This is a genomic window from Massilia sp. MP_M2 (genome assembly GCF_039123635.1).
GTDB lineage: Bacteria > Pseudomonadota > Gammaproteobacteria > Burkholderiales > Burkholderiaceae_D > Telluria.
This window is the reverse complement of sequence record NZ_JBCHJF010000007.1, coordinates 182557-196054: the sequence shown is the minus strand read 5'-3', so window position 1 is coordinate 196054 and position 13498 is coordinate 182557. Positions and strand designations below refer to the sequence as shown.

The 13498-nt window shown below is 60.6% G+C and carries 10 protein-coding genes; 3 read left to right on the top strand and 7 right to left on the bottom strand.

Features of this window, described 5'->3' with window-relative positions; translation table 11 throughout:
• Positions 1–39 precede the first annotated feature (39 nt).
• On the top strand, positions 40–1752 hold the full coding sequence (locus RCH14_RS16225; protein ID WP_343027132.1) for a methyl-accepting chemotaxis protein: 1713 nt from the start codon (positions 40–42) through the stop codon (positions 1750–1752).
• 221 nt (positions 1753–1973) lie between these two features.
• On the opposite strand, the gene RCH14_RS16220 is transcribed toward RCH14_RS16225, so the two are convergent.
• The 6 genes from RCH14_RS16220 to RCH14_RS16195 form a co-directional block, all read right to left on the bottom strand.
• On the bottom strand, positions 1974–2267 hold the full coding sequence (locus tag RCH14_RS16220; RefSeq protein WP_343027131.1) for a hypothetical protein: 294 nt from the start codon (positions 2265–2267) through the stop codon (positions 1974–1976).
• A gap of 17 nt (positions 2268–2284) precedes the next feature.
• Positions 2285–2689 (bottom strand): DUF350 domain-containing protein, encoded by a 405-nt coding sequence (locus tag RCH14_RS16215; protein WP_343027130.1) that lies wholly within the window; start codon positions 2687–2689, stop codon positions 2285–2287.
• Between the two features lie 12 nt (positions 2690–2701).
• Positions 2702–3856, bottom strand: coding sequence for a glutathionylspermidine synthase family protein (locus RCH14_RS16210; protein ID WP_343027129.1), 1155 nt, complete (start codon positions 3854–3856; stop codon positions 2702–2704).
• 2 nt (positions 3857–3858) lie between these two features.
• Positions 3859–4302 (bottom strand): hypothetical protein, encoded by a 444-nt coding sequence (locus tag RCH14_RS16205; protein WP_343027128.1) that lies wholly within the window; start codon positions 4300–4302, stop codon positions 3859–3861.
• Complete coding sequence (locus tag RCH14_RS16200) at positions 4299–5609, bottom strand: saccharopine dehydrogenase NADP-binding domain-containing protein (RefSeq protein ID WP_343027127.1); 1311 nt, start codon at positions 5607–5609, stop codon at positions 4299–4301. The genes RCH14_RS16205 and RCH14_RS16200 overlap by 4 nt, the downstream gene beginning before the upstream one ends.
• Before the next feature lie 439 nt (positions 5610–6048).
• On the bottom strand, positions 6049–7509 hold the full coding sequence (locus RCH14_RS16195) for an SLC13 family permease (protein ID WP_343027126.1): 1461 nt from the start codon (positions 7507–7509) through the stop codon (positions 6049–6051).
• A gap of 475 nt (positions 7510–7984) precedes the next feature.
• On the opposite strand from RCH14_RS16195, the gene RCH14_RS16190 reads away from it, so the two are divergent.
• Together RCH14_RS16190 and RCH14_RS16185 are read left to right on the top strand one after the other, a co-directional pair.
• Complete coding sequence (locus RCH14_RS16190; RefSeq protein ID WP_343027125.1) at positions 7985–10252, top strand: catecholate siderophore receptor Fiu; 2268 nt, start codon at positions 7985–7987, stop codon at positions 10250–10252.
• A 51-nt stretch (positions 10253–10303) separates the two neighbouring features.
• A complete protein-coding gene (locus RCH14_RS16185) occupies positions 10304–11140 on the top strand; it encodes a metallophosphoesterase (protein ID WP_343027124.1) in 837 nt (278 codons plus the stop codon).
• On the opposite strand, the gene RCH14_RS16180 is transcribed toward RCH14_RS16185, so the two are convergent.
• Positions 11141–13444, bottom strand: coding sequence for a PBP1A family penicillin-binding protein (locus RCH14_RS16180; RefSeq protein WP_343027123.1), 2304 nt, complete (start codon positions 13442–13444; stop codon positions 11141–11143).
• Positions 13445–13498: the final 54 nt, after the last annotated feature.

Here is a 13498-nt window from a genome sequence, read left to right as displayed (position 1 = left end):
ACACGAGTGAATTACAACGCACTATCCAGGGAGACAGCCATGCGAACCAATATGCCAGTAACAAATTCCGAGTACATCTTGAAGGAGACGGAAACGGTCGTTTCCAAGACGGATTTGAATGGAAACATTACCTACGTCAACCATGATTTCTGCAAAATCAGCGGCTTCTCGGAAGAAGAACTCATTGGTTCTCCGCAAAACATCGTGCGGCACCCGGATATGCCGGCTGAAGCGTTCAAGGACTTCTGGAGCACGATCAAGGCCGGAAAAGCATGGACTGGCATGGTAAAAAATCGCTGCAAGAACGGCGACTACTATTGGGTCGAGGCCAACGCCGCGCCCATGCTGGAAAACGGCAAAATGGTCGGCTACACATCGGTTCGCGTCAAGCCGAGCCGGGAGCAGGTAGCTGCCGCCGAGAAGGCCTATCGCACGATCAAAAGTGGCAGCAACGAACTCCAGGTGCAAGGCGGCTCGATCGTCGCGCGCTCATTCTTCCGGCGCTTCGACTTGCTGGCGACCTTGTCGATCAGATCGAAAATCATGCTGTCGACCGGTCTGCTGACGCTATTGTTCGTTGCAAACCTGCTCTTCTCGGCTTCGGGAAACAAGCAATTCGACGCATGGTCGATCGCTGCGTCCATCCTCGGCATCATCCTGGGCCTGGTGTCTGGATTTTTGCTGTACCGCGCCGTCGTCGTGCCGCTGCAAAGCGTCAAGCAGGATATCGAACGGATGAGCGCTGGCGATCTGAGCGCCAGAATCGACGCCAATGGCGACGATGAGATTGCGCAGATGATGCAAACGCTACGCGTGCTGCAAACGAATGTGAAGCTATTGGTTGGCCAGATCAAGGAAGCGACCGATGTCGTCAATATCGGCGCCGCGGAAATCGCCACTGGCAATGCAGACCTGTCGTCGCGCACCGAATCGCAGGCGAGCTCACTGGAGGAGACCGCTTCCTCGATGGAAGAACTGACCAGCACCGTAAAACAGAACGCTGACAGCGCACGCGAGGCGAACCGACTGGTTGCGTCTGCATCCGAAACGGCGATAAAAGGCGGCAAGGCGGTCGGCCAAGTGGTCGGCACGATGGGTTCAATCAAGGAAAGCTCGCGCAAGATCGTCGATATCATCGGCGTCATCGACAGCATCGCATTCCAGACGAACATCCTGGCCTTGAACGCAGCAGTCGAGGCCGCGCGCGCCGGTGAACAGGGCCGCGGCTTCGCTGTGGTAGCCGCCGAAGTACGCAATCTTGCGCAGCGCTCCGCAGGCGCCGCCAAAGAGATCAAGTCCCTGATCGGCGACTCGGTCGAGAAAGTCGAGGCTGGCAGCAAGCTGGTTGACGATGCGGGCAAGACGATGGATGAGATTGTTACGCAGGTGCAGCAGGTAGCCGGCTACATGAGCGACATCACCTCGGCCAGCCAGGAGCAAAGCGATGGAATCGAACAAGTCAACCAAGCGATCACGCAAATGGATGAGGTGACGCAGCAAAATGCGGCGCTGGTCGAACAAGCATCAGCCGCTGCCGAGAACATGCAACGCCAGGCAGGAGAATTGACCAAGCTGGTCGACAGTTTCAAACTGGTCTCCGGTGCACAGATAGCGCGAGGCGGCAACGTGCAGCCTGTTGCGAGTGCATCGACCACCCCGGTTGCACGCGAGCCTGTTGCCGCAATCCGGAAGGCAATCCCGAAAAAACCTGTTCTCACCGGCAGAGGGGCGGGAATGCAGGTGCCTGGCTAATCGATGTGTCAGGTCTGGCATTCGGACGCAAGCTCAACACAAACACGTATTCCAGTCCGACGAATACGGTTGATGTGATGCAGAGCCAGTGTCTGATTGTCAGACCTGAGGTGACCCCAATTCTCTGAACCCAAACCTCGCCATGTTCGGTTGTCATGGTAAAAGTGACGGAATGTCGCGAAGTACCGGACTCGATCCGTACAAGACCTTTCCTTTATGACTTACTTTTCTGGCGGCGCCATCGAATACAACTCGTCGTCCTCCGTGGTGTATTGCTCCCACAAGTCCATGACGAAATTCTCCAGCCACCAGAAGAGGCTGCAGAGCGCGAAGATGATGTACACCCAAAACCATACCTTGTCCGGATACGGGGTGCTGTAGGCCAAAAAATACTTTTCGACCGCAAATGAGATGCCATAGGCGGAGACCACCCCGCCCAGGCGGAAGTTGCGCTTTTCGTCAGAACTGAATTTGTGGCGCTTGAAGTACGCCAAAGCTTTCTTATAGCGGATCATATTCCTGCTCCAGCAGATCAGTAGCTGATGCTAATCGCGTTCAGCATGCCCACGGCAATCGACAGCGACGCCAGCAGGATTGCAGGTGCGACCTTGCGTTGACGAATGCAATTACCGCAGCCATTGAGCTTGTGGAGGACCTGCAAGAGAATCATCTGCACCACGCCCGTGATCGTCGCCCATTTCGCCATCTCGACGAGGCTATGGGTGTAGAAGATCGCGGCCATCAGCGGGAAAATAAAGCCGAGGATCGCGCCGGAGAAGGCGACTGCAGCGGCGACATTACCGTCCTGGACCTCACGAAACTCATTGTATGGGGTTGTGACCGAATAGATGACCATGAAGGTTGCGAGCAGGGCTACTGAAGTAAGCAGATAGCTGATGAAATTGATGAAACCTGGATCGATGGTGTAGCCGGACATGCTGTATTCCTTTTATTCGAAGAAGTGTGGAACGAAGTTGCTCATATTGGTCGTGATGCGATTAACGTCTTCACGGATACACATGCCCGCGGCCGCATCCCCCACTACCCAGGCACCGATGACGGGAAAGAACCCATCGTGTTCTTTCAGATCGATCAGTTCCTGGAGGACGTAACCTTCTGCGCCGTAGTCCTGCTCATGACCCGTGGCGATCTCCATGCCGTCCCGCAGCAGGGTGATGTTGGCGCCTTCACGCGAGAAGAGCGGCTTGCGCGCGTAGGACGTGAAGCAAGCGGGAAGAACGTCATGCTCGAAGTAGGCTGGGAGCAGCAACCGGTGGTCCGGATACAGTTTCCAGAGAATGGGAAGAATTGCTTTGGTCGAGAACATCGCTTTCCACAAGGGCTCGACCAACTGCGTGCTGGAGTTCAGAAGGTGAACGCCGAAGTCTTCCCGCATCATCCACTCCAGGGGATAGAGCTTGAACAGGATGTCGATCTGCTCATCATCCTGGTCCACGAAGTAACCCGTTTCGTGGTTGAAGCCCAGGCCCTCGGTGAAGACATGCTTCACCTCGAAACCTGCTTGCACTGCTGTGTCCATGAGGTAGTGCACGCAGATCCAGTCTTCTTCGTTATCCGAGACAGACGCAAAGTGGATGCGCCGAGGATGCGGGCCGGTTGGACGGCGCTTCGTTACGATGGTGTTCCACTGCGCCACCAGTTTTTCGTGCAGGCAGTTGTACTGGTCGCTGTTGGGCTTGACGTCTTCCAGCCAGTCCCATTGCGACACGGCGCTCTCGAGCAGCGAAGTCGGCGTATCGGCGTTGAACTCCAGCATTTTCGGCCAGCCTTCGCCGTTGTAAGCGAAGTCGAAGCGGCCGTACAGTGTCGGGTCCTCGTTGCGCCACGACGCAGCGACAACTTCGTGGAACTCGGGCGGGATACCGAGCTGGCCGAGGAGGTGATTGTTCACGATATGTTCACCTGCCTCTTCCAGCATGTGCAGCAGCTCGTTGCTTGCTGCTTCGATGCGGTCCACCTGCAGGGTTGTGAACTTGTATGCGGCTGTCTCTTTCCAGTAGTTGTCCCATGCATGGAAGGACAGGCCACGGGATTCAAGCCGCAGTGCCTTGTTCTTGCGCTCGTCTAGACTGATCCGTTGCATGCTTAGCCTCCGAAGGAGCCACGGCTACCGCCGCCGCCGAAGCCGCCGCGCGAAACGGACCGCGCACCGTTTGACCACGCGGCGTTGCGGGTGACGATAGTGCTGCGCCCCGGCACGATTACCGGCGCGCCGGAAGCGCCGGCCTTGTGAAGGTTGTAAGCGCCGTAGTGGCCTGGCATGGGGCGGGCGCGGCCTTCGCGGTCGATGACGTAAGGCATGCCGCTGCCATGGCTATAAAAATAGCGGGGACCCAAATAGACACTGCCGGTTCGCTTGCACCCGTCGTCATCCCAGTCACGGTCGCACTCTCCCTTCGTCCGGTATGCGTCCTGACGCGTTTCTGCGGCTTGTTGCTGAAGCTGTTGATCAGCGTCGTCGGGCGCGCAACCGGTCAGGAGCGTTGTCGACCCGAGCAGAAGGAGCGGTACAAGGTTCGATTTTTTCATGTTTGATTGAGTAAAAAGTCCTGAAACTGTGGTTGTTCCACATCAGCGGGTCGCCAGCCACTTTCGACACCGCGTACGTGGCCAAGGTAGGCCAACGATTCATTGAGAATAAAACGGTGATCGACATCTTCCGGCTCGATCACACCCTCATACGGATGCAGCAACATCCACTTGATCGACGCGACGATCGTCGCGACGACCTGCATCGATGTTGCGTTGTTATGCGGCGCCAGCAATTTGGCCTGCTCAACAGTGAGGGTCGAGCCATACCAATAGGCGCCGCCATCGTGGATCAGCAGCGCGCCAAGTTCGTCCTGCCCAGTAACAGGATTTTGCATGACGGCTTTTTCGACCTGGGCCAGACTGTTGGCCCTGTTGTGGAGGCGACCGATCATCTCCATGGCTTTCTCGCACGGCCGGTATGCGTAATAGACCGTGGGACTGTAGGTAGCGCCGCCGTGTTTGCGTAGCATCAGCATGTCTGCGATGGAGTGCACCTCGTGGTGCGTCACGAGATGCGCCTCCTGCTCTCCATACGATGGGACCCAGGAACGAACCCTCGTATTCAACGCAGTCCTGCCCGGCATATACACGCTGCAGGCACCATCGAAGTTCAACACGTCACTTCGAGGCGCCTCATGGGACCCCCATCCCATTTCTACCGGCTGGTGACAAAGCTCTGAGATGAAACCATCCACCGACCAGGTATTCACAAAGGTATTGCGCGGGTAGCACCGCCGGTCATCTTGCGTATCGCATTCGGCAATCTGTACAGTGCTGACGCCCAGCTCCAGCGCCAGCTTCGCGTAGTTGCCGCAGAACTCGATGCCCTTGATGAGCGCAAGCTCCTCCAGACCCTGTTTCACAAAATGGGTGATCAGGCCGGGATTTGCACCGTTGGCCACCAGGGCCGTGACGTGTCCCTTGCCGCGCAAGCCCATTGCTTGCTGGCGGAGCGCATAGTTGGTCAGTTGCTCAGCTTCATACCCGCCTTCCCAGGGTTCGAGACAGGTATCCAGGTACATGACCCGGTTTTCCCGGCACCATGTCATCAGAGCAAGCGATGAAACATTGACTGAAACGTTGATCAGCAGATCACCAGAGGAAAGTACCGGTGCGAGAAGACGCTGGAAATTATCGGCCTTCAATGGATGCAGTGTGAACAAGACGCCGTACCGCTGCGCCACGTCGATACCACGATTGTCGGCAGCGAATGCGCGAATCGACGCCAGTTCCGGGAAGTGACGACGCAGCATTGGGGTCAGCGCCTGGCCGATGCTCCCGTATCCAACCAGGACGATTCTCAATTTCGATGACCAATTAATTGCGACAACACCAGATCCTGTCTTTTTGGAGCGTATGGCGCGTGCATCATCGAGTACGACGATGCGCAGCTGATTTCACTGACTGCCGGATGTTATCAGCTGCTTGGGCCGGCAAAATGCTCGCTTTATCACGAGCTGTGCCGGAAGTATGGCTTTCTCTGACCCGGGCTATGTGAGACGTCAAGGCTCATGAGTTGAAAGGGAAGGCGACACGGTACGCGCGCACCGGTCTGTTACGCGGGATGCGCTGGGCAGCATATTCGCGGAGTCGTCGAAGCAGTGGACGTCGGGTGGACAGCCAAGCCGTCCCCCGCGCTCTACTTGATTTCGACCTGACTCCCGCAGTAGGTGCACATGTAGTCCAAGCGACCTTCGGTCTCTCTTTATTGACCTGATGACAAAGGCTGACCGTATGCAGCGTTCAGATCCAGAATACTTTGATCAGGAAAACGACCAGAAACGTAATGAACACCGTGCCAACCACATTGAGGAAGAGTCCGGCGCGGATCATGGACTGGATTTTCATATGCCCGGTTGCAAATACAATGGCGTTGGGCGGAGTTGCCACCGGCATCATGAAGGCGCAACTAGCTGCAATGGCGGCAGGAACAGTGATTAGAAGCGGGTCGAGGCTGAGGGAAACCGCAAGGGCACCCAGCAAGGGCAGAAAAGCCGCTGCGGTTGCGGTGTTGGACGTGATCTCGGTCAGGAAGATAATCACCAGCACGATGATCCCGACCAGCAGTAGAAGCGGAAGTACGTCGAACACGGACAGCTGCATCGCAATCCACTCGGCCAGGCCGGAACTCTTGACTACGCCTGCCAGCGCCAGACCGCCGCCAAAAAGAAGCAATATTCCCCATGGCAGCTTTTGCGCTGCCTCCCAGTCCAGCAAGCGCGTGTTGCCACCGGTGCCGCTTGGTACGAGAAATAACGCGATGCCGGCAATCAGCGCAACCGCTGTGTCAGACAGCCATGCAACGCCGGCGTCATTGAGCATAGGGCGTACTATCCAGGCTGCGGCAGCGGCCGCAAAGACGATGCCCACGCGACGCTCCGCGGGACCGAGTGGTCCCAGCCGCGCCAACTCGCCGCGCAGCACACCGGTACTGTCAGCGCTTGTCTGGAACTTGAAGCCACCGCGCGTAAGCCACCACCAGGTAATGGCCATCATTACGATGCTGACCGGCAAGCCAATCACCATCCACTGCGCGAAACCAATGTCGATACCATGATTTTTCGCCAGATAGCCTGTCAGCAATGCATTTGGCGGGGTGCCAATTAACGTCGCGATGCCGCCAATGCTTGCGGAGTAGGCGATTGCCAACAGCAGCGCGGTGGCGTAGCGCTCTGTCTCCGCCTCATCGTTATCCGCCGCCAGAAGGCTGACGACCGACAGCCCGATCGGCAGCATCATGATGGTGGTCGCGGTATTGGAAACCCACATGCTGAGAAATCCGGTGGCGATCATGAAACCGCCAATCTGGTTTTTCGGTTCCGATCCCACCAGCAATAGCACGCGAAGCGCAATGCGGCGGTGCAGGTTCCATCGCTGCATGGCAATGCCCAGCAAGAAGCCGCCAAGAAAAAGAAAAATAATCGGGTCACCGTAAGTGGCTGTTGTCTCGCCAAGCTTCGCAATGCCAAGCATGGGGACAAGCACGATGGGGAGCAGTGAGGTAACGGGGATAGGGATGGCTTCGGTTGCCCACCAGGTCGCCATCAGCAGTGCAAGGCCGACACAGTGCCAAGCAGCAACGGGCATTTCTACAGGGGCGGGCGTGAGCAGAACCATTAACAGCCAAGCCGGGCCAAGCCACAAGCCGATACTCGCAGCCCGCGACGACGGGATATTTTCCGCAGTACGTACATCGCTCATCATCTCTCCTTTGATCCAGTATGCCTGGCATGCTAACAGGGCGAAGGCACATGCACGGTCGTCTGCAGTGTCACCGGCTGGCGCCTGGCATCACTTCACTGGCGCTGACAGCGCTTTTTTCCGCGCTTGTACTGACAATGGCGGACCTGGCCATCCGGGCGACCTGGCAAGCCTGTGCAGTGTTTCGTCTGGCACGCATCCCCGATCCGATGCCTGGTGTGCGCGCAGCAACGATAATCTCTCAGAGAAACGAATAAGCGTCGCATCCGGTCTTATCAAGCAACCATTCTGAATGCACACTTTTGGCATGGGTCCTTCGTGATAAGCCGCTGTTTCGGTGTGTCTTGAACCATCTCACACGCTGTGGTACGAATGCAAATGATAATGATTATCGTTTACAAGTTCTTACATTCTCGGTAGAATCATTGTTTTTCAAGCAGTGTTTCCACTCACTCACCTCCAGAGAGATCGTCTCGCCATGAAAGCAATAACAAGCCGCAAGCATTCGTCCACCCGCAACCAGGTCATGCGCACCGCACTGGCCGCAGTCCTGCTGCCGCTCGGCGCGCAGGCTGCCGGCATCGATGCAGCGGCCCCCATCGACGTCGTTCCCGAAACGAAGGTCGAAATCGTCGGCAAATACGAAAACGCGTTCCGCGCCGAACAGGCGTCGTCGCCCAAGTACACCGAGCGCCTCGTCGATACCGCGCAGACGCTCCAGGTCATCAAGAAAGAATTGTTCGAGCAGCAGGGCGCATTGACGCTCACCGAAGCGCTGCGCAACACCCCGGGCGTGGGCGCGTTCTTCCTGGGCGAAAACGGCAACACCACCACCGGTGACGCGATCTTCATGCGCGGCTTCGACACCTCGAGCTCCATTTTTGTTGACGGTGTACGCGACGTCGGCTCGATCTCGCGCGATGTCTTCAACCTCGAGCAGATCGAAGTGCTCAAGGGCCCGGCGGGCACCGACAACGGGCGCGGCTCGCCAACCGGCTCGGTCAACCTGGTGTCGAAGAAGGCCAGCATGACCAACGCGATGTCGACTGCGCTCACCGGCGGCAGCGGCTCGCAAAAGCGCGTCACGGCCGACGTCAACCAGGTGCTTGACGAAGAGCGCGGCATTGCCGTGCGCCTGAACGTGCTGGCACAGGATGCGGGCAGCGCGTCGCGCGACGTGGTCGAGAACAAGCGCTGGGCGATCGCGCCAAGCATCGGCTTTGGCCTGAACGGTGCGACGCGCGTGCACCTGGACTACCTGCACGTCGACCAGAACAACATCCCTGATGGCGGCGTGTTCGTGATCGGCCTGCCCGGCTACACGAGCCCTGACCGTACCCGGCCCTTCGTCACCGATGGCAAGAAGGTCGACCCGAAGAATTTCTACGGTTCGACAGGCGACTACGACGACGTGAAAGCCGACATGGCCACCGTGCGCATCGAGCATGACTTCTCGCCGACGATGAAGCTGCAGAACACGAGCCGCTACGGCAAGACGTCGCAGGATTACCTGCTGAGCGCGTTCCTGACCAGCGCCGCCAACCTGGGTACCCCGAACCCGGCCGACCCGAACAGCTGGACCCTGGCGCGCAGCATCCGCACCGGCAAGGACCAGGAAAATAAAATCCTGACCAACGTGACGACGCTGACGTCGCAGTTCGACACCGCCGCGGTCAAGCACACGCTGGTGGCAGGCCTGGAATTGACCAGCGAACGCCAGACCACCTGGGGCTTGACGGGCCTGGGCACGCTGCCGGCCGCGAACATCTACAACCCGAACCCGAACGATGCCCCGACCACGCCCGTGAACGTGCGCCGCACCGGCGCCTACAACGAAGGCGAGGTCGATACCCAGAGCCTGTACCTGTTTGATACGGCCAAGATCGGCGAGCGCTGGATCATCAATGGCGGCGTGCGGCTCGACCATTACCGCGCCGATTATTCGACCGTGGCACTGACCAACAACGTGCTCGTCGCGAACCGCTTCAAGGTGGGCGACAACCTGGTCAACGGCAAGCTGTCGGCGCTGTACAAGCCGACCGCCAACAGCAGCGTGTATGCGATGGTGGCCAGTTCGAAGCAGCCGCCGGGCGGCAACTTCACGGTGTCTGGCAATGCCAACAGCGCCCAGAACCCGATCTACGATCCGCAAGAGTCGACCACCACCGAATTTGGCGGCAAGCTCGATCTGCTCAAGTCCAAGCTGTCGCTGTCGGGCGCGCTGTTCCGCACCGATGTTAAGAACGAGGTCGAGCAGGATCCGGTCGATCTGCAGTACTACCAGACGGGCGAAAAACGCGTGCAGGGCATCGAGCTGGGTGCGACCGGCGAACTGGCACCGCATTGGCTCGTCAGCGCTGGCTACGTGTACATGGACACCAGCGTGGAAGCGGGCCGCAACGTCACCGCCTCGGGCGAAAACAGCCTGACCTACACGCCGAAGCAATCGTTTACCGCCTGGACCTCGTACGACCTGCCATGGGGCCTGCGCATCGGCGGCGGCGCGCGCTTCTCGGACAAGCTCAAACGCGGCACCGACGGCGCCATCGGCACCCCGGCCTACACCGATTCGTACTGGGTGGTCGATGCCATGCTGGGTTACCGTCTGACGAAGAACATCGACCTGCGCCTGAACGTGTACAACCTGACCGATGAAAAATACGTCGTCGCGATCAACAAGAGCGGCTACCGCTACACGCCGGGCGTGGCGCGTTCGGCCAGCCTGACGGCCAATATCGGGTTCTAAAACCCGTGCATTGCGGGCCGGCGGGTGGCGCTTGCGCTATACTCGCCGGCCATGCGCATACAGCTTTTCTCCGACCTCCACCTCGAACGGTACCCCGACTTCCAGCCGCAGATCCTTCCCGGCACGGGCGTCGTGGTGCTGGCCGGCGACATCGGCTCGTACCAGTCCGGCTCGCGCCTGCTCACGCAGGACTTCGGGCTGGAACGCTTTTCACCGCTCCTGGTGCCCGCCCTGGCGCAGGCGCAGGTGCTGTTCATCCCCGGTAACCACGAATTCGATGCGCTCGACTACGACGTCACCTACGAGCGCTTGCGAGAAACCTGCGCGCGCCTTGGCATCACTTGGCTCGACCGCGAAATCGTCACGATCGATGGCGTGCGCTTCATCGGCACCACGCTGTGGAGCGACTTCGACGCGCTGGTGGAAGAGGGCGCGCCGCTGACGAAACAGCTGCAGCAGCGCACCAAGGCCTTCCGCGCCGCGAACTACTACCTGAGCAAGAACACAACCAGCAAGGATGGCGAGCCGGTACTGGCCGAAGGCATCCGCGCGCTGGCGCTCGATTGCCAGGCCTGGCTGCGCGCAGCGCTCTCCACGCCGTTCGACGGCAAGACGGTCGTCGTCACGCATTTCGCACCGAGCCTTGAGAGCGCCGATCCGCGCTATGGCAAGACGCCCGGCACCGCCGGCTTCTGCAATTCGCTGGACGAGTTGTTCAAGCTCGCGCAGGTATGGCTGCACGGCCACCTGCACTGCGCAAACGACTACGTGGTCGAGGGCCGCGACGGCCCGCTGTCGTGGGGCTGCCGCGTCGTGGCCAATCCGCTCGGGTATCTGAGCAAGGGCGAGCAGGAAGGGTATCGCCCGACGCTCGTGATCGAGCTGTAATCACTCGCGCGGTGAGCGTTCCTGCAACAGGTTCTCCATCAGCGCGTCAATGCTGTCCACCGGCGGCGGCGGCGGCGGCGGCGGCGGCGGTTCCTGTTGCTGCTGCTCCGGCTGGCGATCTGCATACTCCGCATACACCCAGTCGCCAGCGACGTTCACGACGCCATCGGGCACCAGCGGCGCGCGCTGCGGCGCTTTGGCCAGCGCCACGCGCATATAGTCGACCCAGATCGGCAGCGCGAGCGTCGAGCCGAACTCGCGCCCGCCCAGCGAGCGCGGTTCGTCGTAGCCCATCCACGCCACCGCCACCACCGGGCCGCTGTAGCCGGCGAACCAGCCGTCGATCGCATTGCTCGTCGTGCCGGTCTTGCCGGCCAGGTCACTCCGCCCCAATTGGCGCGACGCTGCCGCCGCCGTGCCCACGCGCGTCACGTCGCGCAGCATGCTGTCGGTGATGAAGGCGTTGCGCGCATCGAGCACGCGCGTGGGTTCCTTGCGGGCGTGCTCGTAGACGACCTTGCCGTCGCCATCCTGGATGCGGGCGATCAGCCAGGGGTCGACCCGGTAGCCGCCGTTGGCAAGCACCGCGTAGGCACCCGCCATCTGCAGCGGCGTGACCGCGCCGGTGCCAAGGGCCATGGTCAGGTTGCGCGGGTGGCGCGCGGCGTCGAAGCCAAATTGCGCCAGGTGCGCGCGCGCGTCGTCGACGCCAATCGCCTGCAGCATGCGCACGGTGGGTACGTTCCTCGAGCGCGACAGTGCGTGGCGCACCGTCACCGGGCCCTCGAACAGGTTGTCGTCATTGCGCGGCGACCAGCCGGCAGCGCCGTTCTCGCCACCGAGCTCGAGCGGCGCGTCGAGGATCGGCGTGGCGGGAAAGAACCCGCGCTCCATTCCCGCCGAATACACGAACGGCTTGATGCTCGATCCGGGCTGGCGCCAGGCTTGCGTCACGTGGTTGAACTTGTGCAGCCCGAAGTCGAAGCCGCCGACCAGCGCGCGGTAGGCGCCCGTCCCGGCATCGACCGCGACGAATGCGGCCGCCACTTCGGGCAGTTGCGTGATGGCCCAGTCGCCTTGCGCTTTGCTCAAGCGGATGACGGCGCCAGGCGAGAGCTTGAGGCCGGCCTTCGCGGCAGGCGCCAGCGCACCTGCAGCAAAACGCAGGCCAGCGCCGGTGATCTCGATCGTCTCGCCGCCCGTCGTGGCAGCCCGTACGCGCCTGGCCGAAGCGCTCACGACGACGGCGGGCACGAAGCCGTCCACGGCCGGGCGTTTCTGCAGCGCGGCGGCCACCGCATCGTCACGCGCGTCGCCTGCCGCGGGCAGCGTGATGCGCGTCTCGGGGCCGCGGTAGCCGTGGCGCCGGTCGTACGCCACGACGTTGCGGCGCACCGAATCCCAGGCTGCCTCCTGCTCGGCGGCGATGACGGTCGTCGTCACCGTGATCCCCCGTTCATAGGCCGCGGCGCCAAAGCGGGTATGCACGGCTTGGCGCGTGATCTCGGCGACCCAGGCGGCGCGCCCGCCGTAGCCGGCGCCGTCACGCTTGAGCGTCAATGGTTCGGCCAGCGCGCGCCGGTACTGTGGCTCGGTGATCGCTTTCAGCTCGAACATGCGGCGCAGGACCGTGTGCTGGCGCTTCTTTGCCGCCGCCGGGTTCGTGACCGGATTGCTGCTCGACGGATTCTGCGGCAGGCCGGCGAGCATCGCTGTTTGCGCCAGCGTCAGTTCGTTCAGCGATTTGCCGAAGTAGGTGCGCGCCGCGCTGGAAAAGCCGTAGGAACGCTGGCCCAGATAGATCTGGTTCAGGTAGACCTCGAGAATCTGGTCCTTGGTCAGCGCCTTTTCGATCTTGTAGGCCAGCGCGATTTCAGTGAGCTTGCGCGGCAGGGTCTTGTCGCGCGACAGAAAGAAGTTGCGCGCCACCTGCATCGTGATGGTCGACGCGCCCTGGCTGCCGAAGTCGGTGATATTGGCCTTGGCCGCGCCCAGGGCGCGGATCCAGTCGATGCCACCATGCTCGTAGAAGCGCGTGTCTTCGATGGCCAGCACGGCGGTCTTCATCAGCGCGGGCACCTTCGCGATCTGCACAAAGTCGCGCCGCTCGGCGCCGAATTCGCCGATCAGCACCTGGTCGGCGCTGTAGACGCGCAGCGGAATCTTCGGGCGGTAGTCGGTGACGGCGCTGATGTCCGGCACGTCCGGCAGGATCGATGCCGCCACCGGAAGCGGGGCAGCGAAAAACAGCGCAAACAACGGCGCAGACAACAGGGAGGGCAGAAACGGGCGGGCAGGGATCATGGCAACTGGTCAGGTAGGTAGTCAGGGCATCGTCGACGAATTGTCACGACGATT

Excerpts from the sequence above, each read along its gene's own strand:
- RCH14_RS16225 (WP_343027132.1), top strand. The coding sequence starts at position 40 with ATGCGAACCAATATGCCAGTAACAAATTCCGAGTACATCTTGAAGGAG.
- RCH14_RS16220 (WP_343027131.1), bottom strand. The coding sequence starts at position 2,267 with ATGATCCGCTATAAGAAAGCTTTGGCGTACTTCAAGCGCCACAAATTC.
- RCH14_RS16215 (WP_343027130.1), bottom strand. The coding sequence starts at position 2,689 with ATGTCCGGCTACACCATCGATCCAGGTTTCATCAATTTCATCAGCTAT.
- RCH14_RS16210 (WP_343027129.1), bottom strand. The coding sequence starts at position 3,856 with ATGCAACGGATCAGTCTAGACGAGCGCAAGAACAAGGCACTGCGGCTT.
- RCH14_RS16205 (WP_343027128.1), bottom strand. The coding sequence starts at position 4,302 with ATGAAAAAATCGAACCTTGTACCGCTCCTTCTGCTCGGGTCGACAACG.
- RCH14_RS16195 (WP_343027126.1), bottom strand. The coding sequence starts at position 7,509 with ATGATGAGCGATGTACGTACTGCGGAAAATATCCCGTCGTCGCGGGCT.
- RCH14_RS16190 (WP_343027125.1), top strand. The coding sequence starts at position 7,985 with ATGAAAGCAATAACAAGCCGCAAGCATTCGTCCACCCGCAACCAGGTC.
- RCH14_RS16185 (WP_343027124.1), top strand. The coding sequence starts at position 10,304 with ATGCGCATACAGCTTTTCTCCGACCTCCACCTCGAACGGTACCCCGAC.
- RCH14_RS16180 (WP_343027123.1), bottom strand. The coding sequence starts at position 13,444 with ATGATCCCTGCCCGCCCGTTTCTGCCCTCCCTGTTGTCTGCGCCGTTG.